Source organism: Nocardioides massiliensis (genome assembly GCF_030811215.1).
GTDB lineage: Bacteria > Actinomycetota > Actinomycetes > Propionibacteriales > Nocardioidaceae > Nocardioides_A > Nocardioides_A massiliensis.
The window spans coordinates 1594762-1619226 of sequence record NZ_JAUSQM010000001.1 but is presented as its reverse complement, the minus strand read 5'-3'; the positions used below and the strand labels follow the sequence as shown (position 1 = coordinate 1619226).

The following is a 24465-nucleotide window of genomic DNA, read 5'->3' as shown; positions in this document are numbered from 1 at the left end:
CTAGAGTGAGCGACGCCATGGACCAGATCACCTCACAGCCCCGCGGCAACGGCTCGCGTGACCGAGCCCTGAACGCCGAGATGATCGCCCGACAGGCGTTGACCCTCGCCGACGAAGGCGGACTGGAGAAGCTGACCGTCCGCAGTCTCGCCAACGCACTCGGCATCGGCACCATGACGTTCTACGGCTACTTCCGCTCCAAGGAAGAGATCCTGGACGCGATGGCCGACGAGGCCCTCGGCTCCCTCCAACTTCCGGAGGGACCGCCCGACGAGTCGCCGCGCCAGGCCATCGAGAGCGTCGCATCGGCCTTCCGCGGCCTGATGCGCGACCATCCCTCGATCGCCCAGATCCTCTCGTCGCGGGTCACCACCAGCCAGCGGGCGCGCCGCGGAGCGATGGAGGTCGTCATCGACCGGCTCATGCGCAGTGGCATCCCCGGACCGCTGGCGGTCAAGAGCTACGGCTTCCTGATGATCTATGCCCTCGGGTTCGCCGGCTACCAAGCCGTGCGCCCATGGGGAAGCGACGGCGCTCCGGCCGACGAGGTCGACGAGTCGGAGCTGCGCCGACAGCAGCGCCACTACTACGCCGCCCTCCCCCGGGCCGAGTTCCCCCGGCTCGTGGAGCTGCGCGACGAGCTGATCGAGCTGCCGGGCGAGGAGCAGTTCCGGTTCGGCGTGTCATGCCTGTGCGACATCGTCGAGGCGACGCTCGACATCTCCTCGCCCAGCTGACCCCACGATCAGCTCGTCGCAGGCGGGCCATCACCTCAGCGGCAGATGGTGAGCGCGGTGCGGACCAGCCACCGGGTCAACCGCTCCATCTCGCGCACGTCCACCACGTTCATCCCGGCGGGGAAGTCCAACGCCAACGGTGCGTCCGGCCCGATCCGGTCCATGCCGATCCGGGCTGTCGGAACGCCTCGCCCCCGCAGGATGTTGGCATCGGTCGCGCCGCTGTTCGCGACGATCGGCTCGTGCGGCCGGCCGCGCTCGGCGACGTAGGCGTCGACCGCGGCGACGACCACCGGGTCGTCCTGTGGCGTACGGGTGCCGGGGATCGCCAGCACCATGTCCCAGTCCACCTGCAGCTCCGGGTGCCGGGCACGGACCCGGTCGATCAGCTCGCCGAACTCGCGCGCCACCTGGTTGGGCGGCGCATCCGGGCTGGTGCGCAGGTCGACGCGCAGCACGCAGGACGCGGGGGACACCGCCGGCATGTGGTGGTAGCCGGCGCGGATCGATCCGATGTTGCCCTGGGGTGCGACCAGGCCCGCCGTGTGGCGAGCGGAGTACTCCGGGAACCACTCCTCCAGCGCGGCGACGACCTTGCCGGCCTCCACGATCGGGTTCACGTACGGCATCCGGTGCCGGCTACCGACGTAGCTGAAGGTGCCGCGCACCGTGACGTCGAACCAGCACAGACCGACCTCCTCCCACGCGACGGCCCCACCGGGCTTGGCGATCACGGCGTGGTCGGGGAAGATCCCCTGCTCGAGCATGAACGAGCAACCGACCCCCTGACCGGCGTTCTCGCGCGGGAGGTCGGGGCGCGCCCGCCGGTTCGTCGGCATGCCCCCGGCACCGAGGCCGACCCAGAGGTCGCCCGCGAGCTCGATCCCGCTGGCCCTGATGGCCTCGGTCGCCGCCATCACGCACGCGGCGTGGCCCTTGGGGTTGCTCGCCCCGAGGCCGATGACGTGATCGCCGTCGACCTGGGCGACCGGTTGCATGTCGGGGCGCAGACGATCCGCGGCCCAGGGCTCGTCCTCGTCCGCGTTGCCCGTGGTCAGGGTGTCGATCGGCGCGTAGAGCAGCAACGAGCGCCCGTCGCCGGCACCCCGCACGCGACCGACGGCGTTCGCCTGGCGGTCGTCGATCGGTTGCGGGCGGGCCTCGACCCCGGCGTCGGCGAGGTGCTGCGCGGCCCACGCGGCCAGCGGCGCCTCCTCCCCCGTCGGGCTCGGGATGTCCACCAGGCCGACGACGATCTCGCGCAGCAGGTCAGGGCTGACGTGGCCCATCACCTGCGCGACCGCCTGGTCGAGAGACGTCACCGGCCCTGCCGAACGTCGCGGACGACGGTGCCGTTGTAGCGCGCGAGCGCCTTCTTGACTGCTGCCACGCCGCCCACGAGGGCGAGCGCGACAACGACGGTGCGCAGAGGAGCATTCATCATCGGTGGTCCTTCCGGTCGAGGAACTCGTTCACTACACGGGCATAGTCGTCGGGACGTTCGGCCTGGGGGTGGTGGGCGGTCTCGTCGAGGACCACCAGCTCCCCCCGTGGCATCCTCCCGGTGATGGTGGCGGCGTACGCCGGCGACGCGAACGGATCCTGCGCGCCCCAGACCAGGAGCGTGGGCGCACCCACCGCGGGGATCTGCGCGTCGAGGCTCTGCGGGGTGCCGCGGCCGGTGCCGTCGGCCACCGCCATCGCCCAGGGGGTGATGCTGGAGCCGTACCGCTCACGCACGGTGACCTCCGGGATCCGGCTGCCGTCGCACCACTCGAGCTGCGCCATCAGCTCGCGCATCTTCAGCCAGGTCGGCCCCTCGCCGCCGTAGTAGCGCGAGCGCGCTTGGACGGCCAACGAGGTGTCCGATCGGTCGTCGGGGACCGGCTGGCTGCCGGTCGCCACGAGGCGTCCGACCCGTTCCGGTGACGTGGCGGCCATCAGCATCGCGACCGATCCGCCCAGCGACTGGGCCACGACGTCGACGTGCGGGATCTCCAGGAGGTCCAGCGTCGCCGTCAGCTGACGCACGTGGTAGTCGAACGCCGGCTCGCTGTGGCGCGGCGCCTCGGAGGCGCCGTACTGGGCGAGGTCGACGAACAGGTGCGGCCGCTCCGGCGCGATCGCCGCCGCGGCGGTGCGGAAGTCGGTATAGCTGGCGCACCCGGGCCCTCCTCCGTGGAGGAAGAGCACGGGTACGCCGTCCCGGCCGCCGGTGAGGCGATGGGCGAGCCTCACCGGCGGGGCCGGTGCCTCACTTGATGACACGGACCGTCGGGTCCTGCTGGGCGACGGGCGCGACCTTCTCGATGTGGCGCCGCCACGCCGTCAGGGACAGGTCCGGGCGGTACAGCTTCTCCGGCGGGGCGTCCATGACGTCGACCATCCACGCGTCCTGGGCGGTGAACTGGCCGTGGAACAGCCAGCGGATCGCGCCGAGGTACTTCGCCTTGAACGCGGCGGCCTTCAGGCCCTTCTCGAAGCGGACCATCAGCTGGACGTAGCGGACGTTGTCCTCGTCGACCGGCACGTACCACTCGTAGTGGATGAAGTGCGGGTAGGCCACGCGCAGCAGTCCGGGGAGCCGGATCGAGACGAAGCCGGGGATGTCCAGGCTCTTGATGACGGGGTTGATGTCCTCCGCCTTGCCCGGGGCGTCGGGCAGCGGCATGCGCTTGTACCAGCGCTTGTTGGTCCACTTGCCCAGGCCCGGGAAGTCGGCCTCCCAGTGCACGGCGTCCTGGACGCGGATCAGCCAGCTGTCCTCCTCGACGATCCTGGTCTCGTTCCACGCCGGCATCACCTTGAACAGCCGCCAGAGCGCGGTGTTGTGCAGGTACTTCGCGTGGCCCTCGTCGAAGCCGTTCTCAGCGGCGAAGCGCCAGTTGCCCTGGCGGATGTCCCAGCGGCCACCGACCGCGAAGTCGTTCTCGATCAGCTCGGCGGGGATGTCCCGCTCCACCGGCGGTGCCTCGCCGTCGCCGACGTACACCCAGACCAGACCGAGGCGCTGCTCGACGGGGTAGGTGCGCACCGAGATCTTGTTGTTGATCGGGGAGCTCGGCCCGTCCGTGAGCGCGGCGCACATCTTCCCGCTGTCCAGCTTGTAGGTCCAGCCGTGGTACGGGCAGCTGATCGTGCCCTCGTACTGACGACGGCCCAGCGACAGCGGCACACCACGGTGCGGGCACCGGTCATGCAGCGCCCGGATGTCGTCGCCGTCGCGGATGAGCATGATCTTCTCGCCCAGCAGCGTCACCGGGACCGGCTTGTCGCCGATCTGCTCGGCCCACATCAGCGGGTACCAGTAGTTGCGGAACCCCAGCGACGCGGAGTCGTAGGTCGGCCAGAAGGACCAGTCGTTGCCCGGGGACTCGGGCTTCGGCTCGGTCGGCTTCTCCGTACGGGCGCGGCGCTTGGCGACGCGCTGCTCGCCTGAAGTGATGGTCATGGTTCCTCCTGGATCAGATGTCGAGTACGAGTCGGGGGGTCGTCGCGCGCGAGACGCAGACGGCGAGGCTCGAGGTGTCGTCGAGCTCGGCGCCGACACGGATCGAGTCACGGTGCTCGGGCGTGCCGTCGAGGATCGCCACCTCGCAGGAGCCGCAGACGCCCTCGCGGCAGGCGTTGGACACCGAGATGCCCTCCTGCTCGAGGACGTCGAGGACGCTGGTGCCGGCCGGGACCTCGCGCTCGACCTCGCTCTTGGCGCAGATCACGGTGAACGGGGTGTCGACGAGACCGGAGAGGTCCTTCGCAGTGAACCGCTCCAGGTGCACGCTCACTCCGGCGAGGGTCTCGCACCTGCCCTCGATGACGTCGAGCAGCCCGGACGGGCCGCAGCAGTAGATGCCGAGGTCGTCGGGGGCGTCCGTCAGGAGCCGGTCGAGGGGGAGCAGCCCGTGCTCGTCCTCGGGCCACAGCTCAACCTTGTCGCCGTAGGCGGCGAGCTTCTCGAGGAAGCCCATGGATGCCCGGGACCGGCCACCGTAGACCAGCTTCCAGTCCTCGCCTCGTGCCTCCACGTCGCGGATCATCGGGAGCAGCGGGGTGATGCCGATGCCGCCGGCGATGAAGAGGTAGCGCTTGGCGGGCAGGAGCTCGAAGTGGTTGCGGGGACCGCCGACCTCGACCAGGTCGCCGGGGCGCAGCACGTCGTGGACGTGGGTCGACCCGCCGCGCGAGGCCGACTCGCGGAGGACGCCGATGGTGTATCGCGTGCGGTCCTCGGGGTCTCCGCACAGGGAGTACTGCCGCGGACCTGCCGGCGTCTCGATGTCGATGTGCGCCCCGGGCGTCCACTCGGGCAGCCAGTACCCGTCCGGATCCACCAGGGTCACCTGGAGCACGCCGTCGGCGATCCTCGTGAGTGACTCGACCATCAGGTCGAGGACTCCCTCTTCCTCGGACATGGACCTCACTCCTTCACTTCGTCGGCGCCGGCCCAGCGGCTGGCGGCGAGCACGATTGACACGGATGCCGCGAACGCGGCGACGGCGACGATGAGCCAGGCGGTTCCGACACCGCGGGCATCGAGCGCCCAGGCGAAGACCAACGGCCCCAGCACCCCACCCAGGAAGACTCCGCCCTGGGTCAGACCGGTGGCTGCGGAGACTCGGCCGACCCGGGCGCGCGAGACGCTGAGGTTGAACAGACCGTTCCATCCCCAGCCGAAGGCGTAGGCGACGATGACCCCGACGCAGAAGACCGTGGCGGAGGGGACGGCGAGCAGACCGAATCCCGCCGCGCCGACCAGGAGCATCGCCGCGACCACGCCGAGGACGCGCCACTCGCCGAACAGCGACCCGCGCCACGCGGCGAGCACCCGCAGGCCGATGCAGGTGAGGCTTCCCAGCACCTGCACGGTGGCCACCTCGCCAGGCCCCATCCCGCGGGCCGCCCCGGTGGAGGCGACGAAGGACGGCAGGGTGGTCGCCGCCATCGAGGCAAGGACCGCCCCCAGCACGAGCGCGGTCATGAGGGGCGCTCCCCCGAGCGGAGCCGGGAGGGGTCGAGCGCTCACCTGGCGACCGGCAGCCGCTTCCTGTGGTCCGGTGCGGGGGCGCCGGATGGCGAGCTGTGCGACCAGGGTCAAGACCACGACGGACCAGACCGCTGCCCGCCACTGGTTCTCCGCACCGAAGATCGCGAGCAGCGACCCGCTGAGGAGTGTGGCCGACGGGATGGCCGACTGCACCAAACCGAACGCGACCCCCTGCCGGTGGACCGGGACGGTGTCGGACAGGACCTGGTTGGCCGCCGGCTGGACCAGCGCGTTCGGCAGGCCCAGCAGGCTCAACGCGACGACGATGGCACCCGCGCTGGGCGCGAGCGCGATGCCGATCAAGCCCAGGGTGGCGCCGAAGCAGGCCACGCGCATGGCGAGCGTCGGGCCGAGGCGGCCCGCGAGCCGGCCACCCATCGGGGAGACGACGGCGGAGACCAGGTAATAACCGGCGACGGCCGTCCCGAGCTGAGCAGCGGAGAACGCCATGGTCGCCGCGACTTGGATGGCCACGGTGCCGACGAGGAACGGAGGCGCCGAGACGCTGATCATCGTCACCACCACACCCGCGACCGCACGACCGCTGCCCTCACCGGGCTCGCGTCGCCTCGCCCTCCTGGCGGGCATGACCGTCTCCGACATCTCTCACCTCCCTCGCGTACTTAGTACGGTACAGGAATCGAACGCACTTCGGGGCCGGTCCGTCCCGCCCGACGGGACGAGCGTCAGGAGCCGACCTGCACCCGCACCTCGGAGGGCTGGAATCCGTTGCCGGGGTTGCGGTCGGCCGGGCAGTTGGAGAGGCCGACGAGGAGGTCGGTCTCGGCGCGGAGCTCGAACACGCTGCCGGGCCTGCTCGGGGACTCCTCGATCGAGACCCGGCCGGCGCCGTACGCGATCGCCATGAACAGCGACGCGCAGGCGTCCAGCTCCAGGTCCATCGGATGGCCGACCCAGTCGGCGAGACTCGCCGCGAGGTTGTCGCGGCAGTTGATGGTGCCCTCCACCCCGTAGCGGAATCGATTCGTCTCCTCCGAGCAGAACCCTCCGCCGAACCAGTGCCGGCCCACGTCGTCCTGCGTCACGGTCGCGAGCGGCGTGGCCGCCTTGCTGTAGAGGACGTGGCCGGTCGTGATGCGGTCGGTCCCGTTGAGCAGGGTCGTGAAGATGCACGACAACCAGTCCCGGGTGTCCGCGGCGGACCTCAGCATCACGTCGACCGCCTGTCGACCCCCCAGATCGGTGATGCGCAGGCATGCGCCCGCCGGGACGAGGCGAGCCCGCAGGAACCCCCGCGGCGGAATGACGACGTCGATGTCCATCCTCAAGGCTTAGCCGCATTCGCCGCCGCGACGGGGTGTTGTCCCGGGCGACGGAACACCCCGGGGCCGGGTGTGCTGGTCGATGCGACGATCGACCACTCCGAACGCGCGGCGCGACGTCGAGGAGTGGGATCAATGAGCACGAGCGAGTCCGGATCCGACGGGTCCGCCGCGTATGACACCGACGTGCTCGTCGTGGGGACCGGCCCTGCCGGGGCGACGACCGCCCTCGCCCTCGCCACCTACGGGATCCGCACGCGAGTGATCAACCAACGGAGCTGGCTCGCCAACAGTCCCCGGGCGCACATCACGAACCAGCGTGCGCTGGAGGTCCTGCGTGATCTCGGCGTCGAGGACGCCGTCCGACGGGTCGGCACGCCGTGGGAGCTGATGGGCGACATGGTCTTCGCCACCAGCCTGACCGGCGACGAGGTGGCCCGTCTGCGGACCTGGGGCACGGGGGACGACCGCCGTAGCGACTACCTCACCGCGAGCCCGTGCCCGCTGCTGGATCTCCCCCAGCCGCTGATGGAGCCGATCCTCGTGGATGGCGCCGCCGTCCGCGGTGCGCAGGTCTCGTTCAACGTCGAGTACCTCGACCACCACCAGGACGAGCATGGCGTCACCTCAACCGTCCGCGACCGGCTGAACGGTCAGCAGAGCACCGTGCGGAGCCGGTTCCTCGTCGGCGCCGACGGCGCTCGCTCGCGCATCGCCGAGCAGATCGGGTTGCCCTTCGAGGGACGCATGGGCCGCGCCGGCACGGTCTATGCCCGCTTCCACGCCGACCTGACCGCACTCGTCGCCCACCGGCCGAGCATCCTGCACCGGATCCTGGCGCCGGCCTTCGGCGAGATCGGCATGCGAACCCTCCGCGTCGTCCGCCCCTGGACCACGTGGATCGCCGGGTGGGGATACGACCTCGACGACGCACCCGACCTGGACCACGCCCCCGCCGAGCGGAAGATCCGCGAGATGATCGGCAACCATGACGTGGCGGTGCAGGTCGAGAACGTCTCGGCGTGGCAGGTCAACCAAGCTTGGGCCACCGAGTACTCCCGCGGGCGCGTGCACTGCGCCGGCGACGCGGTCCACCGGCACCCTCCCAGCAGCGGCCTGGGATCCAACACCAGCATCCAGGACGCCTTCAACCTCGCCTGGAAGCTCGCGTACGTCGTCCGCGGGTGGGCGGACGAGACCTTGCTCGACAGCTATTCGGAGGAGCGAGCACCCGTCGGGCGCCAGGTGGTCGCGCGGGCGAACCAGTCCCGGCTCGACTACCAGGAGCTCAACGACCTGCTGGACCCCGACGCCGCGAAGCTCGGACAGCCGAGCATCGTCCACCTGCGCGAAGCCGGGCCGGAGGGCGTCGCAGCCCGCGACGCCCTGGCGGCAGCCATCGCGCGCAAGAACTTCGAGTTCAACGCTCTGGGCGTCGAGCTCGGTCAGCACTACCGCTCCGGAGCCGTCGTCCCCGAGGGAGACGCCGGGGACGAGCCTGACGCGGAGGACGCGGTCCTCCATCACCGGGCGACCACACGACCGGGTGCGAAGCTGCCGCACGTGTGGCTGGTTGACGCGCAGGGTCGGAGGATCTCCACCCTCGACATCGTCGGAAAAGGTCGCTTCACGCTCCTCACGGGCCTCGCAGGGACTGCGTGGGTCACCGCCGTGGACCGGCTGTCGCTCGCGTTCCTCGATGCAGTCGTGATCGGAGCCGACGGGACGCGCGACCTCTACCACGACTGGGCCCGTCGCCGGGACATGCCCGAGGGCGGCGCTCTGCTGGTCCGCCCCGATGGTTACATCGCCTGGCGCTGCGCGGAGACCGTCGGCGACGAGCACGCCCAGGAGCTGCTCGGAGCGACCGTGGCGACGATCCTCAGCAGCTCGATCCTCAGCAGCTCGACGCAGCCACACTCGACTTGGCCACCGGCTGCACGCCAGGGGTGACCCGCACGGCCGCGTCCCCGGCCTGCCCCGGGCCGGTGGTCATCGACCACGTCACCTCGACCTCCTGCTGCGGCTCGAGCAGGACGGTGAGCACCTGAGCTGGCCGGCCACGCTCTGCGGCGGTCGCGATCGGCTCGGCCGCGACCCCGTCGACCTGCACGCCGCTGATGGCGCCATTCACCGGTCCGTGCAGACGCACGAGCAAGAGCTGCGAACCACGCTCGGTGCCGAAGTTGCCGCCCCCGGTGACGCTCGGCGTCAGCTCGCTCATGTCGTACGGCGTGATCGAGCGGAAGATCGCCCGGCCCGACAGCTCCTGCACCCCGTCGGCAGTGCACCGCTCGCTCGTGACGCGTGCGCCGTAGTCGAGGTAGTACTGCATCTTCGACGCCGTCGCGTCGTTGACCGAGACGTCGACGAACGGCACGTCGGCAGGCTCAGTGCGCAGCTCGCCGGCGACCTTCGTGCCAGCCAGCTGCTCCTGCTCGGCGTCACGGAAGGAGTGCACGAGGAGCCGCCCCTCCCCCGCACCACGCGCGAGCGCGGAGAGCATGGCGCCCGGGTCATCGACACCATCGGTCAGGGCGCTGAACACCTCGCCGGTGACAGCGGAGAAGAACGCGTCCTGCGCCACCGGGTCCTCGATCTCCACGTAGACCCGGTTCAACAGCACGTCGACGGCGTTGTCGGCGCTGATCGTCCGGCCTGCGACATCGATCGGGCCGGTGGCGCGCAGGAGGTACGACAACGCCACCGGGTCGATCGACAACACCCCGTCGAGCTCGTCGTCATAACGCACCGCCCAAAAGGCGCGGGCTAGCTCGGCACTACGGGGGAAGTGCGGCGTGAAGTTGACGTCCTGGAAGTACGTCCCGAGCTGCTCGTCATAGAGCGTGAGCTCAGCGTCGGTCAGCGGCAGCACCGGGTCTGGCTGCTCGCCGAACTCGACCGGACCTGACTGCCGCCCGAGCGCCAGCTGTCCGTCGTCGGCGCTCACGAGCGCCATCGCGCCCACGAGGCCACCCGTGGCGCGCGCCTCCGCGTTGTTCTGGAACAGCACGAGGTAGTTGCGCTCCTCCTCGCCACCGAGCATGCCGGGCAGCAGGGGCAACGCCCGGGCAGCGGTGACCACCCCGTCGGTGACCGGCAGCAGCTCGTCCTGCAGACGGATCACCTGGGTGGCGACCGGTCCGAGCAGTCCGTCCGTCGATAGCGCCCGCACCCGCTCACTGGCCTCGGCGAAGGCCGGAGCGGCGTCGACGACCGGCGCCTCGAGATCCCGGAGCGGCTGGAGTGGAATCACCCCACCCGACGGCGCGAAGGATGCAGGCGTGAGGCCGGCGGCGGAGCCCAGAAGCGGGGAAGCCCCGCGCTCGGCGAGATCCGCGATCACGTTGGCGACCTCACTCACGGTGCGCAGGTCGTCGCCGAGGAACGGCAGCCGCTCACCCGCACGCCAGAACCCACCCTCGGTGCGATCACGGGCAGCAAAGGCCCGGTCGATCATCCGTTCCAGCGCACGCTCGCGCGCGCTGGGGTCGTCCCCAGGCAGAGCTCGTTGCAGCTCGCGCGCGTGGTCCTGCGCCGCGACGAGGTCCCCGCGCACCGTCCACACCTGCCACGCGCCGTACGCCGCGACGGCGAGCAGGACGACGAGCAGACCGCCGCCGATGCTCCACCCGATGCGTCGACGACGCCTGCGCGCGGCGCGTCCGGAGGCGTCGTGGGATCCAGACTCGGGCTGCAGGTCAGCGGGCACGGCGCGATTGTCTCCTGTCACAGCTGGCGACGCGGATCACGGACACGCAGAAGGGCCGCACTCGAGGAGTGCGGCCCTTCCGACGATGCTGGGGGTGATCAGCGCTTGGCGAAGCGCACGATCCGCTGCCCGTTCTGGAACACCGAGCCGTTGGGCGTGAAGTACTCCATCTTCATCACGTAGCGACCACGGGGCAGGTTGCGCCCGAACTGCCACTTGGCCACCCCGCCGCGGTAGTTGCGCGAGATGATCCAGATGCGGCCGGTGCCGCGGTGCCGGATGGTCATGAAGACCTTGGCGGCAGCCTTGCCGTTGCCGCCGGTGGCGATGCGGAAGTTGACGCGCACGGGCTTGCGCTTGGCGACCGGCTTCGCGGGAACCTTCGCCTGACCGGCGGTCGGGACGGAGCCTGCGTAGGGGTTCGCGGAGGCGCTCGACATGGTCAGCGCGACCGGCGAGGCGATCAGGACGGCCGAGGTCGCAGCTGCGACGAAGGTCTTCTTCATAAACAAACTCCCCGTAGAGGGTGGGCAAAGATCTGTGGGTCCGGATAGACGGTAACGCATCACTGCTCGAATGTCTCCCCGAAGCGGGACCGGACAAACCTCACCGATCCCACAACGGGCGCAGCTCACCCACCTCGTGCCCGCCGCCGAGCAGCGGCGCCCGTCCAATCTGCCGCACCGCGTCCGCGTCGACACCGGGCTCGGAGAGGGCCCCCGATCGGTCGAGCGCCCCGGCCATGACGACGGGCCGCGCCCGACCGCCCCCGTCCTCGATCTTCAGCGCCCAGGCGCGCCCGTCGGGCAACGCGAACACCTGACTCGCCTCTGCCCCGCTCTTGCCGATCCCACCGGGGACGGCTTCGAGGAGTCGCAGCTCGTCGCGGGTCGACCCGCTGACGTACGCCGGGTGGGAGCGGATCGCCTCGGCGACGCGGAGCTCCGGGCCGCTCGTGGCCGTCGCGAGGGCCCGGAAGGCGCGGGCGAGTCCACGGAGCGAGGTCGCCAGCAGCGGCAGACCGCACCCGTCGACGGCCATGTGCGCGATCGGCTCGCCGGTGAGCTCGGCGAACGTCTCGGTCACCAGCTGCTGCAGCGGGTGCTCGAGATCCCGGTAGGTCGCGGTGTCCCAGCCGCGCTGGACACAGACCGCCAGCATCGCGGCGTGCTTGCCGGAGCAGTTCATGAGTGCGGGCGCCTTCTCCCCGCCGGCGCGGATCAGGTCGTCGCGGACGGCCTCATCGAGTGGCCAGTCCGGCGGGGTCCGCAGCGCGGATTCATCCAACCCGGCGCCTGCCAGGACCTCCCGGACACCGGCGAGATGGAAGTCCTCGCCGGAGTGGGACGCGCAGGCGAGCGCGAGGTGCCGTTCGTCGATGGGGTCCCAGCCGGCGCGCAGCAGCGCCAGCGCCTGGATCGGCTTGTTGCACGAGCGCGGCAGGAACGGGCCTTCGACGTCCCCAACCGACCAGTCGACCGACCCGTCCGCAGCCAGCGCGACGATCGAGCCGCGGTGGCGTCCCTCGACGAATCCGGAGCGCACGACCTCGACCAGCACCTGTGAGGACTCCATGGCTTCGACCCTGCCACACTCTGCGCGTGAGCCTCCCGCAGCACTGCCCCTCCGCCCGCGAGCTCGACGACCTGGAGCTCTTCGCGGTCGGCGCGCTCGCGCCCGCCCGGTTCGAGTCGGCCGACGGCGTCCTCACACTGGTCGTCCCCGACGCCGTCGGCGTCGCCGCGGTCGAGGCCGGCACCCTCGAGCTGGTCGAGCCAGAGGGCACGCCAATCGCTCGGGTAACGGTCGAATCCACCTACCCCGCGCCTGCGGGCACCGGCATCGTTGGCTCGGTCGAGACCCTTGCCCGCAACGAGGTCGGTCCGTTCCGCCGGCTCTACCTCACCCCCGTCGAGGTTGCCGCGCAGCACCCGGACGCCGTCACGGTCCCGGTCACCGCCCCGCTCACCAGCGGCGAGATCGAGGCCATTCGCGACCGCGCCGCCGGACGACCGGTGGCCCTGCTCGCACTCGCGGGCGTCGGCACGCCGGTCGACACAGACCCGATCGGCTTGATCCGCTCAACCTTGTCGGCCGCTGAACAGTTGTCGGCCGCGGTGGTCGCGGTTCCGCTCGCGTCGCACGGCGATGCGGAGGCAGATCACGCCCTCGGCACGACGGTCGTCGCCGCCTACGCCCCCGGCGAGATCCTGGCGCTCCCGACTCCCGCGGACGACGCAGAGTCCACGGAGCAGCCCGAGGCGAGCCGAGGGGTGGTCGTTTTCTTCACCGGCCTCTCGGGGAGCGGCAAGTCTACGATCGCCCGCGCCCTCACCGACGTCGTGCTCGAGTCCGGCGCCCGGAGCGTGACGAGCCTCGACGGCGACATCGTCCGCCGCAACCTCTCGGCCGGCCTCACCTTCTCCAAGGAGGACCGCGAGACCAACATCCGCCGCATCGGCTGGGTAGCCGCCGAGATCGCCCGCCACGGCGGCATGGCGATCTGCTCCCCCATCGCCCCCTTCGACCAGACCCGCCAGCAGGTGCGCCAGTTCGTCGAGGACGCCGGCGGCGACTTCGTCCTCATCCACGTCGCCACCCCGCTGGAGGAGTGCGAGCGCCGCGACAAGAAGGGCCTCTACGCCAAGGCCCGCGCCGGCGAGATCCCGGAGTTCACCGGCATCTCCTCGCCCTACGAGGAGCCCACCGACGCCGACCTGGTGATCGATACAACCGGCCGCGCCCTCGACGACTGCCTCCAGGAAGTCCTCGACCTCCTCGACCCCTACCTCTCGTAGTCGGTCGAGCGAAGTCGAGACCACTCGCTGATCGAGTGCCGGGCGAGGCGATAGCCGAGCCCGGTGTATCGAGATCCCCGAGCGCGTTTGGCTGGTTGAGTGCCCGCGAGTGGCTACCCGAGCGGGTGTATCGAAAACCGGCTCTTCGTACCTGCGGTGGGTGTGAGCGACTCGCGGCGGTGAGCTGAGGGCAGAAGGGGTCGAGGCCTTCCAAGATCGGGAGCGACCAAGCTGCCCAACCGGAAGGCCTCGACGGTGTCCGAGCCTACGGCGTGTTCCCGCGCGCGTTCATGTCCTGATCCCTCCTACTGCCAGCGCTGTGATCTGCTCGTCGGGCTCGAGGGCTTCCACGTCCTCGAGGTCGCCGAGCGCGGTGAGCGGCTGCGTGTCGTGGTGGAGTCCGCACCCTCGCCGATGGGCTGCCGGGTCTGCGGAGTCATCACCCACAGCCGCGGTCGCCGCGACGTGGTCCTGGTCGACGTGCCCTGCTTCGGCCGCCCGGTCCAGCTGATCTGGCGCAAGCGCACCTGGCGCTGCGCCGAGCCCACCTGCGAGGTCGGGGGGTTCACCGAGCAGCACGCACAGCTCGCCGCTCCGCGTGCGCTGCTGACCACGCGGGCGTGTTGGTGGGCCATCGCCCAGCTGCGTCGTGAGCACGCGTCCGTGGCCGGTCTGGCTCGCCAGCTCGGCACGACGTGGCGCACCGTGTGGCGCTCGATCAAGCCGCTGCTCGAACAGATGGCCGCCGATGAGGATCGCTTCGCCGACGTCGCCACCCTCGGGGTCGATGAGCACATCTGGCACCACGTCTCCACCAAGCCCATCACCGACGGCGGCCGGGGACCGAAAGAGCTGACCGGGATGGTCGATCTGACCCGTGACCAGCAAGGACGCGTCCGCGCCAGGCTGCTGGACCTGGTCCCGGGCCGGTCGGGGAAGGCCTACGCCGACTGGCTCGACGAACGTGGCGAGGGCTTCCGGGCGGGCGTGAAGGTCGCCGCCTTGGACCCGTTCCAGGGCTACAAGACGGCGATCGACGACAAGCTCCAAGACGCCGTCGCGGTCCTCGACGCCTTCCACATCGTCAAGCTCGGCACCAACGCGGTCGATGAGTGCCGGCGCCGGGTCCAGCAAGAGACCCTGGGCCACCGTGGTCGCAAGGGCGACCCGCTCTACGGCATCTCGAAGCTTCTTCGCGCCGGGGCCGAGAAGCTCACCGACAAGCAGTGGACCCGCTTCGAGAACGCGATCGCCGCCAACGAGGCCCACCTGCAGGTCTACCTCGCCTGGTCCTGCGCCCAACAGTTGCGCTCGGCCTACCGCCACCGCGACACCGCCGAGGGCAAGAAGATCGCCACCAAGATCATCGAGACGTTCCCGACCTGCCCCGTCCCGGAGATCGCCCGGCTGGGCCGCACCCTGAAGCGCTGGCGCACCGCGTTCCTGGCCTACTTCGACACTGGCCGCTCGAACAACGGCGGCACCGAAGCGGTCAACGGACTGATCGAGCTGCACCGCCGCGTCGCCCGCGGGTTCCGCAACCGCGACAACTACCGACTACGCATGCTGCTCATCGGCGGCGGACTCACCAGCCCCCACCTCAAGTAAGAAGAGCCCGAAAACCACCCCCTCAGGTCAGCCGACGCCCCCGCACGACCAGCGCAACCCCCACGCCAACTACGGCGAGCGCAACCAGCAGGATCCACAACGAGAACCCACCGGTGTTGCCGAGCCCGCCTGCGGCGTTGTCGCCCCCGACCACGGTGTCATCGACCTGCTCGACGTTCTCATCCACGTCACCACCTGCTCGGACGTTCACCCCGTCGACACCGGCGTTGCACGGCTTGAAGTCGGAGCCGGCGGCCGGAAAGAACCGCAGGCTGAAGTCATAACGCCCCGGCTCGAGCGACCGCGGGATGGTGAAGCTCGCCGAACCGTCGCGCAGCTGCATCCGCCGCTCGAACGACCCAAGAGCCACCTCGACCTCGCCGCGCGGTGACCCGGCGTCCGAGCTCACGCTCACCTGCACCGACTCGCCCTGACGTACGGCGGAGCCGCGCAACGAGCCGGCGTCACACGACGTCTCGGCCTGCGCCTCGTAGGCGTCGTCCGCGACAGCGGGCGCGGAAAGAGCGAAGATCCAGGCGCCGGCAGCGAGCGCCAGCGCGATCATGAACCTCGACAGGGGCTGGACTGTCGACATGGTCGTCCTCCTGCGGCACCGTTGGAGGGGGCGGCACCGTTCCGGCATGGTAGCGCCACCGCCGCCGGGCAGTCGATACAAACTTGCTGGTCGAGTGCCGCTCATTGGTGGTCGAGTGCCGCCGAGGGGTTACCCGAGGCGGTGTATCGAGACCGCATTGGTCGGTCGAGCAGTCGCATGGGCGGTCGAGCGGAGCGATGTCCTGAGCGGAGTCGAAGGGTCGAGACCACTACGCTGCCCCGGTGGACGACCTCCTCACCGGCGCAGCCCTGGCCCTGTTCCTCGTCAGCTTCGGCGTCGGCATCGTCGTCGGCCTGACGGGCATGGGTGGCGGCGCTCTCATGACCCCAGCGCTGATCTTCCTCGGCATCCCGCCGACGACGGCGGTCGCCAACGACCTGGTCGCCGCAGCGGTCAACAAATCGGTGGGGGCGGCCGTCCACTGGCGCTCGGGCTCCCCCAACCTGCGGCTCGCCGGTTTCCTCGTCCTCGGCTCGGTCCCCACGGCCTTCGCCGGCGCGTTCATCATCGACGCCATCGGCGCCACCTCGGACCAGGAGGCGTTCGTCGCCAACGCCATCGGCGTCGCGCTGCTCTTCACCGCGGCGACCTACGCCCTGCGGATGTATCTCCAGCTGCGCCACGTCACCGCCGGCAACACGCTCTCAGAGGACGATCCGGACGTGAAGCCGTTGCGCACCATCGCGGTCGGTGCCGTAGGCGGCCTGCTGGTCGGCATCACCTCGGTCGGGTCCGGGTCGCTCATCATGGTCGCCCTGCTGTTGCTCTACCCCACCCTTTCTGCGGTCCGCCTCGTCGGCACCGACCTCGTGCAGGCCGTCCCTCTTGTCTTCTCCGCAGCCGTCAGCCACGTGCTCGTCAGTGGCATCGACTGGGCCGTCCTGATTCCGCTGATCGTCGGTGGGACGCCCGGCACGTTCCTCGGCGCCCGCATCGCCGGCTGGGTCTCGCAATCGGTCATCCGCCGCGGCATCGTCATCGTCCTCAGCCTCACCGGCCTCAAGCTCCTCGGCGTCCCTGCCGAGTGGGTCGGCATCCTCGGTGCCGGTGCACTGCTCCTCGGCCCGCTCGCCTGGGGCTTCGTCCGGCAGACCCGCGGCCTTCCTGCTTTCGACAACAACTCCGCCGCCTGGCGCATCGATCAGGACACGAAAGAATAGAACCTGTTCTAGATTGGACACGGTTCGGCACTCCTGACCGCCACGGCTAGCATGACGGCTGCTCCCGAAGAGAGGCCCTGAGCACTGATGACGTCCACGCACGCGGACTACCGCCTGAGCCAGCTGGATCAGCTGGAGGCGGAGTCGATCCACATCTTCCGCGAGGTCGCTGCGGAGTTCGAGAAGCCGGTCCTGATGTTCTCCGGCGGCAAGGACTCCATCGTGATGCTGCGCCTGGCCGAGAAGGCCTTCTACCCGGCGCGCATCCCGTTCCCGGTGCTTCAGGTCGACACCGGCTACGACTTCCCCGAGGTCCTGGCCTGCCGCGACAACTGGGTCGACCGCCTCGGCGTGCGCCTTGTCGTCGCTTCTGTCGAGGAGGCGATCAAGAACGGCGTGGTCGTCGACGACGGCAAGACCAGTCGCAACCGCCTCCAGATCGGCACCCTGCTGAACGCCATTGAGGAGGAGGGCTTCACCGCCGCCTTCGGTGGCGGCCGTCGCGACGAGGAGAAGGCGCGCGCCAAGGAGCGCGTCTACTCCCACCGTGACGACTTCGGTCAGTGGGACCCGAAGAACCAGCGCCCGGAGCTCTGGAGTCTCTACAACGGTCGCCTTCATGAGGGCGAGCACATGCGGATCTTCCCGCTGTCGAACTGGACCGAGCTCGACATCTGGCACTACATCGGCCAGGAGGGCATCGAGATCCCCTCCATCTACTTCTCCCACCAGCGCCGCGTCTTCGAGCGCGACGGCATGCTCCTGACTGAGTCGGAGTTCAACCCGCTCAAGCCGGGCGAGGAGGCCAGCGAGCGCACGGTGCGGTTCCGCACCGTCGGCGACCTGACATTGACCGGCTGTGTCGAGTCCGGCGCAGCCACGATCGGCGAGATCATCGACGAGGTCGCTGCCTCCCGGATCACCGAGCGCGGCGCGACCCGCGGTGATGACCGGTTCAGCGAAGCAGCCATGGAGGACCGGAAGAAGGAGGGCTACTTCTGATGGCCACCGAGGCAATCACCCAGCAAGGCCAGCAGATGGACATGCTCCGCTTCGCGACCGCCGGCTCGGTCGACGACGGGAAATCCACGCTCATCGGGCGCCTGCTCCTCGACTCCAAGGCGATCTTCGAGGACCAGCTCGCGGCCGTCGAGGCATCGAGCGTGTCGAAGGGCTTCGACTACACCGATCTTTCGCTGTTGACGGACGGCCTGCGCTCCGAGCGCGAGCAGGGCATCACCATCGATGTCGCCTACCGCTACTTCGCGACGCCCCGGCGCAAATTCATCATCGCCGACACCCCCGGCCACGTGCAGTACACGCGCAACATGGTCACCGGCGCCTCGACCGCCGACCTGGGTCTCGTGCTCGTCGACGCCCGCCAGGGTCTGACCGAGCAGTCCCGTCGCCACGCCGTCCTGCTGTCGCTGCTGCGCGTGCCACACCTCGTACTCGCGGTCAACAAGATGGACCTCGTGGACTACGACCAGGCGGTTTTCGACCGGATCCACCAGGAGTTCACCTCGTTCGCGACCAAGCTATCGATCCCGGACCTGGAGATCATTCCGATCTCCGCGCTCAAGGGCGACAACGTGGTCACGCGCAGCGAGAACATGCCCTGGTATCAGGGCCAGTCGCTGATGCACCACCTGGAGAACGTGCACGTCGCTTCCGACCGCGACCTGGTCGACGCCCGCTTCCCGGTGCAGTACGTCATCCGGCCGAAGTCGGATAAGTTCCACGACTACCGCGGCTACGCCGGGATGGTCGCCGGCGGCGTGTTCAAGCCCGGCGATGAGGTCATGGCGCTCCCCAGCGGCCTCACCACCAAGATCGCCGGCATCGACCTCTATGACCGCCAGATCGACGAGGCGTTCCCGCCGATGAGCGTCACCATCCGACTCGAGGACGACATCGACGTCTCCCGCGGCGATATGCTCTGTCGCCCGCAGAACGCGCCGACTCCCAGTCAAGACATCGATGCGATGGTCTGCTGGATGACCAACGAGCCGATGCGTCCGCGGCAGAAGCTCGCCATCAAGCACACGACCCGCACGGGACGCGCGCTGGTCAAGAACGTCCAGTACCGGATGGACGTCAACACCCTGCACCGGGACCAGGACGCAGGTGAACTCGGGCTCAACGAGATCGGTCGAGTTCAACTCCGCACCACCGTGCCACTACTGTGCGACCCGTACGCGAAGAACCGGACGACGGGTTCCTTCATTCTTATCGACGAGGCGACTGGCGTCACGGTCGCTGCAGGGATGATTCTCTAGACCGGTGCAGCTGACTGGCTCAGCCGGGTCCCCGCACCTCACCGACCCGGCCAGCTGGCATATTAGAGGCGCTCTGCCCGGGTGGCCATGGACTTGCGCTTCATCCTTCAGTGTCGCCTCCGCTTGGGATAAGCAGCGACTATGGTCGGAGGCCTGCTGCGTGAGCGCGTGCCTCAGGCGGCAAGTACTCTGCGCCCGGAGCTGCAAACAGCGCGTCGATTAATGGCGCATCTTCAATCGTGGCGAGGCCCTGGAGCGGCACCAGAAGCCCCTGCCACCCAGCATCTTGGAGAAACTCTTCGATCTTATTGGAGTAGACAATTTGCACCATCGGCAGGCCGAGGCCTAGGGCCAGGATACCAGAATGGAAGCGCACCGCAAGGACGCGCGAACAACTGGCGAAGTCTCGTAACAATACGTCGATATCTCCTCGATAAGAACAATTCTGAACTCGACGAGCTCCGTCTTTTCCCAGCCGCACCATCAGTTCTTCGCACAGCAAGTCGTCGCGCACGAAACGATCCTGGAATCCCAGCAACTTCACCGTGACCGACGGATCGCGGCTGAGTATGGCTTCCACCATGGATGCATATCGGGCTCTTCGTACCTGCGGTGGGTGTGAGCGACTCGCGGCGGTGAGCTGAGGGCAGAAGGGGTCGAGGCCTTCCAAGATCGGGAGCGACCAAGCTGCCCAACCGGAAGGCCTCGACGGTGTCCGAGCCTACGGCGTGTTCCCGCGCGCGTTCATGTCCTGATCCCTCCTACTGCCAGCGCTGTGATCTGCTCGTCGGGCTCGAGGGCTTCCACGTCCTCGAGGTCGCCGAGCGCGGTGAGCGGCTGCGTGTCGTGGTGGAGTCCGCACCCTCGCCGATGGGCTGCCGGGTCTGCGGAGTCATCACCCACAGCCGCGGTCGCCGCGACGTGGTCCTGGTCGACGTGCCCTGCTTCGGCCGCCCGGTCCAGCTGATCTGGCGCAAGCGCACCTGGCGCTGCGCCGAGCCCACCTGCGAGGTCGGGGGGTTCACCGAGCAGCACGCACAGCTCGCCGCTCCGCGTGCGCTGCTGACCACGCGGGCGTGTTGGTGGGCCATCGCCCAGCTGCGTCGTGAGCACGCGTCCGTGGCCGGTCTGGCTCGCCAGCTCGGCACGACGTGGCGCACCGTGTGGCGCTCGATCAAGCCGCTGCTCGAACAGATGGCCGCCGATGAGGATCGCTTCGCCGACGTCGCCACCCTCGGGGTCGATGAGCACATCTGGCACCACGTCTCCACCAAGCCCATCACCGACGGCGGCCGGGGACCGAAAGAGCTGACCGGGATGGTCGATCTGACCCGTGACCAGCAAGGACGCGTCCGCGCCAGGCTGCTGGACCTGGTCCCGGGCCGGTCGGGGAAGGCCTACGCCGACTGGCTCGACGAACGTGGCGAGGGCTTCCGGGCGGGCGTGAAGGTCGCCGCCTTGGACCCGTTCCAGGGCTACAAGACGGCGATCGACGACAAGCTCCAAGACGCCGTCGCGGTCCTCGACGCCTTCCACATCGTCAAGCTCGGCACCAACGCGGTCGATGAGTGCCGGCGCCGGGTCCAGCAAGAGACCCTGGGCCACCGTGGTCGCAAGGGCGACCCGCTCTACGGCATCTCGAAGCTTCTTCGCGCCGGGGCCGAGAAGCTCACCGACAAGCAGTGGACCCGCTTCGAGAACGCGATCGCCGCCAACGAGGCCCACCTGCAGGTCTACCTCGCCTGGTCCTGCGCCCAACAGTTGCGCTCGGCCTACCGCCACCGCGACACCGCCGAGGGCAAGAAGATCGCCACCAAGATCATCGAGACGTTCCCGACCTGCCCCGTCCCGGAGATCGCCCGGCTGGGCCGCACCCTGAAGCGCTGGCGCACCGCGTTCCTGGCCTACTTCGACACTGGCCGCTCGAACAACGGCGGCACCGAAGCGGTCAACGGACTGATCGAGCTGCACCGCCGCGTCGCCCGCGGGTTCCGCAACCGCGACAACTACCGACTACGCATGCTGCTCATCGGCGGCGGACTCACCAGCCCCCACCTCAAGTAAGAAGAGCCCGTTTAGTGTGCCACCGCGCCGACCTCCACCGTCCTGACCAGCACAAACGCGCGGCCGGCCCCGAAATCAGGCCCGACCTGTGCAAGTCAGGTCGGATTCCGCAACCTGACCAACTACATCGCCAGATCACTGCTCGAGACTGGAGGCTTCAGACCACAACTACACCCTCGATTCGGATGAGCCCTAAATCTGTGCAACTCGGGCCAGACCAGCGGTGACTCCGTCCGCCTCACCCAAGCCCTCGCCGGCCAGGGGGTGAACCCGTTGGCCTGACCACCCTGGTCGGTGGTGGCCACCAGCCCCTCCTGGGCAGATCCCATCGCCACCATCGGGCAGATCTCGTGACCGTCAGCGGGCAGGTCTCATGACCGCCACTGGGCAGCGGAAGGTGTCAAGCAGGTTGAGACACGTCTCGTTACGCGGTCTGTATGAGGGCCTCCGGTGATGGCTGGTTGATCCAGGCGGCCTTGGGCAGCGCCGGTGCCTGGGGTCGGCGGTTGCCGAACCGTTCGGGGTGGGCGGCGTGCGCTGCGTCGAGGGTGGCCTGGCGGTAGGCGCGGATCTCGCTCGCGGTGCCGTGGTGCACCGATGCGGGGGTGTGCAGGCCGATCCCGGAGTGGCGGTGCTCGTGGTTGTAGTAGCCGAAGAACGCCTCGCAGAACGCGCGGGCGTCGGTCAGCGACCCGAACGCCTCGGGGAAGACGGGCGCGTACTTCAGCGTCTTGAACGCCGCCTCGCTGAACGGGTTGTCGTTGCTCACCCGCGGCCGGGAATGAGACCGGTCCACGCCCAGATCGAGCAGCAGCTGGGCGACCGGTTTGGACGTCATCGAGGTGCCCCGGTCGGCATGGACGGCCTCGGGGATGCCGTGCACGCCCATCGCTTCTTCGAGCATCGTCTTGGCGATCTCGGAGTCCTCCACCGTCTGGACGGTCCAGGCGACGACGTAGCGGGAGAAGATGTCGAGCACCACGTAGAGCTGGAACCAGATCCCGCGGCAGGGGCCGCGGAGCTTGGTGATGTCCCACGACCACACCTGCCCGGGACCGGTGGCCAGCAGCTCGGGCTTCTTCTTCGCCGGATGGGTGGCTTGGCGGCGCCGCTCACCGGCGGCGTCGCAGGCACGCAGCAGCCGGTGCATCGTGGACATCGAGCACAGGTAGGTGCCTTCGTCGAGCAACGTGGCCCAGGTCTGCGCCACCGACTTGTCGCAGAACCGCTCGCTGGTCAACACGCCGAGCACCTGCGTCTGCTCGTCCGCGGCGAGCGCGTTCGGTGGTGTCGGTCGCTTCGGTGCCGGGCCGTGCATCCGGGGCCGCTTGGCGCGGTAGTGGCTGCCGCGGGGTCGGCCCAGCAGCTCGCACGCCCGCTTCACGTTGACCTGCTGAGCGAGGTCGTCGACGGCGGGGTTGATCACCGCTTCGGCGGCTTCGCCGTGCCCGTGCTCTCGGAGAGCGTCTCCAAGAGCGCGTGTGCTTTTCCCACGATGTCCAGCGCAGCCCTCGTCCGGGCGAGCTCGGCCTCGGCCCTCTCCGCGCGGATGCGGAGCTGCTCGACCTCCCGGTCACGGCGCTCACGAGCCTTCGGCCCGAGCGCCGATGCCGCGCCGGCCTCGGCGGCCTTGCGCCACTCCACGATGTGAGAGGAGTACAGGCCCTCCCGGCGCAGGATCGAACCACGCTCGCCGCGGTCGGCGGCGTCGTACTCGGCCAGGATCGCGGCCTTGTACTCGGCGGTGAACGTGCGTCTCTTCGGACGGTCAGCTCGAGGGGTCACCACCCCATCATCGATCTGGGCAGCATCAGCCAACGTCATGGTCATCAGGTGTCTCGCTTCTCGCCCCGTGCAGGGAAGGAACTCAGAAGTGGTGTCTCACCTCAGCCTGACGCACAGGGAGTTCCTACTGGCCCTTGACACCTCCGCGCCCCGTAAGCACAGAACGCCATCCCACAGGCGCCGACCCCGAGGTCACAGTGGAACCCGCTCGCGGCCCTTGATTCCTCTGCAACCGACTTGAAGGTTGACCGGGTCCCGCTTCCAGGCCCGCCCCAGCGGAGTGAGCAGCATTTTGATCCCCATCGTTTGGGCTAGTGACCCCGAAGTACGGTGCGATAGACCGCAAGCGTCGCCTTCGCTACCAAGTCAGGGTGCTGGGCAGCAACGGCCGAACGCGCCGTTGACCGGGTGCCATCGCCAATCCTCGCCAGTGCCGTCGCGACGTCTTGGACAGACGAGCCCACCGGCAGAACGATCCCCGCGCGGTCGTCAACTTGAGCTCGAGCGGTACCAACATCAAACGACAGGACCGGACAGTTGCTTGCAAGTGCTTCTGCGAGGGCTATTGATGACGTTTCTCGGAGGGAGGTCGTCACCCAGGCCCTTGCGCGCGCGAGCATTGTCAGCAGAGTAGCTTCATCGACCCGCCCCAAAAACTCTATTCGTCCCGGCAGCGCTGCTGCCGCATCACGGCATTCCGCGGCGTAGCGAGGATCTGAATCACTACCGGCGACCAGCAGGCGGCCGGGTCCACCTCGACGCGCATACTCCAAGAACGCGTCGATGAGAAAACGCTGGTTCTTCCGACGCATCAGATCACCCACCGTCAGAAAGTCGCTCCCCGGCGCGCGCTCGACCGAGAACAACGCCTTCCGGAGCGGATTCGCAATTCGGGTATATTCCACTCCCAACCCTTCAGCGAGGTCTGCAACCTCGTCAGAGATGGCAATCACTTGTCGGGCACCTTTAACCCCCCGGCGGAATGGACCTTCTAAGACAGCGGCGGACAACCGGCCCCGGGCACCGGGATGACGTAACGAGGATTCCAGATGAGGAAATCCGTGAACCGTTAGGACGCTCCTCGGGTGCGCAAGCGTATACTGAGCACCAAGATGTACATGGAGCACGTCGGCGTCTGCCGAGCCGATGGCTTCGTCGAGTCCGCGTGGAACCCGCGTGAATGCGCCGGCTACGGCTCGAAGTTGAGGTAGGCGAACGATCTCAACCGCCGAAGGAGCTAGAGTTGAGTATCCAGAAAATGGATCTATCACGATCGGGCTCACCCCATCGATCTCCGAGAGCGAGCGTGCGAGGCTGGCGACGGCCGCCTCGACCCCACCAGCTGGCATGTCCTCTCGCTCGGGATATGGCCCCAGAAT

At 69.0% G+C, this 24465-nt stretch carries 23 protein-coding genes; 8 read left to right on the top strand and 15 right to left on the bottom strand.

Translation table 11 applies throughout. The features are described 5' to 3' along the window. The first annotated feature begins 5 nt into the window (after positions 1-5). Positions 6-737, top strand: coding sequence for a TetR/AcrR family transcriptional regulator (locus J2S59_RS08055; RefSeq protein ID WP_220138618.1), 732 nt, complete (start codon positions 6-8; stop codon positions 735-737). Between the two features lie 35 nt (positions 738-772). Here J2S59_RS08055 and J2S59_RS08050 read toward each other — a convergent pair whose 3' ends face one another. The 7 genes from J2S59_RS08050 to J2S59_RS08020 form a co-directional block, all read right to left on the bottom strand. Next, a complete protein-coding gene (locus tag J2S59_RS08050; protein ID WP_220138619.1) occupies positions 773-2059 on the bottom strand; it encodes a M20 family metallopeptidase in 1287 nt (428 codons plus the stop codon). Then, positions 2056-2181: a hypothetical protein gene (locus J2S59_RS08045; RefSeq protein WP_281366805.1), complete on the bottom strand. Its 126-nt coding sequence runs from the start codon at positions 2179-2181 to the stop codon at positions 2056-2058. The genes J2S59_RS08050 and J2S59_RS08045 overlap by 4 nt, the downstream gene beginning before the upstream one ends. Further along, on the bottom strand, positions 2178-2975 hold the full coding sequence (locus J2S59_RS08040; RefSeq protein ID WP_068124640.1) for an alpha/beta fold hydrolase: 798 nt from the start codon (positions 2973-2975) through the stop codon (positions 2178-2180). The genes J2S59_RS08045 and J2S59_RS08040 overlap by 4 nt, the downstream gene beginning before the upstream one ends. A gap of 16 nt (positions 2976-2991) precedes the next feature. Continuing rightward, positions 2992-4188, bottom strand: coding sequence for a Rieske 2Fe-2S domain-containing protein (locus tag J2S59_RS08035; RefSeq protein ID WP_306824996.1), 1197 nt, complete (start codon positions 4186-4188; stop codon positions 2992-2994). A gap of 13 nt (positions 4189-4201) precedes the next feature. Then, positions 4202-5149 (bottom strand): PDR/VanB family oxidoreductase, encoded by a 948-nt coding sequence (locus J2S59_RS08030; protein WP_068120281.1) that lies wholly within the window; start codon positions 5147-5149, stop codon positions 4202-4204. Positions 5150-5154: 5 nt separating this feature from the next. Beyond that, a complete protein-coding gene (locus tag J2S59_RS08025) occupies positions 5155-6384 on the bottom strand; it encodes an MFS transporter (RefSeq protein ID WP_306824995.1) in 1230 nt (409 codons plus the stop codon). An 83-nt stretch (positions 6385-6467) separates the two neighbouring features. Next, a complete protein-coding gene (locus J2S59_RS08020) occupies positions 6468-7064 on the bottom strand; it encodes a DUF1989 domain-containing protein (protein ID WP_068124406.1) in 597 nt (198 codons plus the stop codon). 135 nt (positions 7065-7199) lie between these two features. Between J2S59_RS08020 and J2S59_RS08015 the strand changes: the two genes are divergently transcribed. Continuing rightward, positions 7200-9017 (top strand): FAD-dependent monooxygenase, encoded by a 1818-nt coding sequence (locus J2S59_RS08015; RefSeq protein WP_068124404.1) that lies wholly within the window; start codon positions 7200-7202, stop codon positions 9015-9017. Here J2S59_RS08015 and J2S59_RS08010 read toward each other — a convergent pair. From J2S59_RS08010 to J2S59_RS08000, 3 genes are all read right to left on the bottom strand, one after another. Next, a complete protein-coding gene (locus tag J2S59_RS08010) occupies positions 8962-10776 on the bottom strand; it encodes a DUF4012 domain-containing protein (RefSeq protein ID WP_068124402.1) in 1815 nt (604 codons plus the stop codon). The genes J2S59_RS08015 and J2S59_RS08010 overlap by 56 nt on opposite strands. A gap of 98 nt (positions 10777-10874) precedes the next feature. Further along, on the bottom strand, positions 10875-11282 hold the full coding sequence (locus tag J2S59_RS08005; protein ID WP_068124400.1) for a hypothetical protein: 408 nt from the start codon (positions 11280-11282) through the stop codon (positions 10875-10877). Positions 11283-11382: 100 nt separating this feature from the next. After that, entirely contained in the window at positions 11383-12351 is a 969-nt protein-coding gene (locus J2S59_RS08000; protein WP_068124398.1) for an asparaginase, read from the bottom strand. Positions 12352-12377: 26 nt separating this feature from the next. On the opposite strand from J2S59_RS08000, the gene cysC reads away from it, so the two are divergent. Both cysC and J2S59_RS07990 read left to right on the top strand, forming a co-directional pair. After that, the gene (cysC, locus tag J2S59_RS07995; RefSeq protein ID WP_306824994.1) at positions 12378-13574 is read left to right on the top strand and encodes an adenylyl-sulfate kinase; all 1197 of its coding nucleotides are present in this window, start codon (positions 12378-12380) and stop codon (positions 13572-13574) included. 255 nt (positions 13575-13829) lie between these two features. Next, on the top strand, positions 13830-15182 hold the full coding sequence (locus J2S59_RS07990) for an ISL3 family transposase (protein WP_220138607.1): 1353 nt from the start codon (positions 13830-13832) through the stop codon (positions 15180-15182). A gap of 22 nt (positions 15183-15204) precedes the next feature. Here the strand turns inward: J2S59_RS07990 and J2S59_RS07985 are convergent, their stop codons facing one another. Beyond that, a complete protein-coding gene (locus J2S59_RS07985) occupies positions 15205-15777 on the bottom strand; it encodes a hypothetical protein (RefSeq protein WP_181642446.1) in 573 nt (190 codons plus the stop codon). Between the two features lie 242 nt (positions 15778-16019). Between J2S59_RS07985 and J2S59_RS07980 the strand changes: the two genes are divergently transcribed. The 3 genes from J2S59_RS07980 (at position 16020) to J2S59_RS07970 (ending at position 19237) form a co-directional block, all read left to right on the top strand. Beyond that, the gene (locus J2S59_RS07980) at positions 16020-16958 is read left to right on the top strand and encodes a sulfite exporter TauE/SafE family protein (protein ID WP_068118671.1); all 939 of its coding nucleotides are present in this window, start codon (positions 16020-16022) and stop codon (positions 16956-16958) included. An 87-nt stretch (positions 16959-17045) separates the two neighbouring features. Continuing rightward, positions 17046-17960: a sulfate adenylyltransferase subunit CysD gene (gene cysD / locus J2S59_RS07975; RefSeq protein ID WP_068118679.1), complete on the top strand. Its 915-nt coding sequence runs from the start codon at positions 17046-17048 to the stop codon at positions 17958-17960. Continuing rightward, positions 17960-19237 (top strand): sulfate adenylyltransferase subunit 1, encoded by a 1278-nt coding sequence (locus J2S59_RS07970; protein WP_068118688.1) that lies wholly within the window; start codon positions 17960-17962, stop codon positions 19235-19237. The genes cysD and J2S59_RS07970 overlap by 1 nt, the downstream gene beginning before the upstream one ends. A gap of 139 nt (positions 19238-19376) precedes the next feature. Here the strand turns inward: J2S59_RS07970 and J2S59_RS07965 are convergent, their stop codons facing one another. Next, complete coding sequence (locus J2S59_RS07965) at positions 19377-19817, bottom strand: hypothetical protein (protein ID WP_181641668.1); 441 nt, start codon at positions 19815-19817, stop codon at positions 19377-19379. A 131-nt stretch (positions 19818-19948) separates the two neighbouring features. Between J2S59_RS07965 and J2S59_RS07960 the strand changes: the two genes are divergently transcribed. Then, a complete protein-coding gene (locus J2S59_RS07960; protein ID WP_220138607.1) occupies positions 19949-21301 on the top strand; it encodes an ISL3 family transposase in 1353 nt (450 codons plus the stop codon). 424 nt (positions 21302-21725) lie between these two features. Here the strand turns inward: J2S59_RS07960 and J2S59_RS07955 are convergent, their stop codons facing one another. From J2S59_RS07955 to J2S59_RS07950, 3 genes are all read right to left on the bottom strand, one after another. Continuing rightward, positions 21726-22685 (bottom strand): IS3 family transposase, encoded by a 960-nt coding sequence (locus tag J2S59_RS07955; RefSeq protein WP_438361604.1) that lies wholly within the window; start codon positions 22683-22685, stop codon positions 21726-21728. Between the two features lie 38 nt (positions 22686-22723). Next, entirely contained in the window at positions 22724-23131 is a 408-nt protein-coding gene (locus J2S59_RS20340) for a transposase (RefSeq protein ID WP_181642406.1), read from the bottom strand. 266 nt (positions 23132-23397) lie between these two features. Further along, positions 23398-24435 (bottom strand): glycosyltransferase family 4 protein, encoded by a 1038-nt coding sequence (locus J2S59_RS07950; protein ID WP_246360510.1) that lies wholly within the window; start codon positions 24433-24435, stop codon positions 23398-23400. Positions 24436-24465 lie beyond the last annotated feature (30 nt).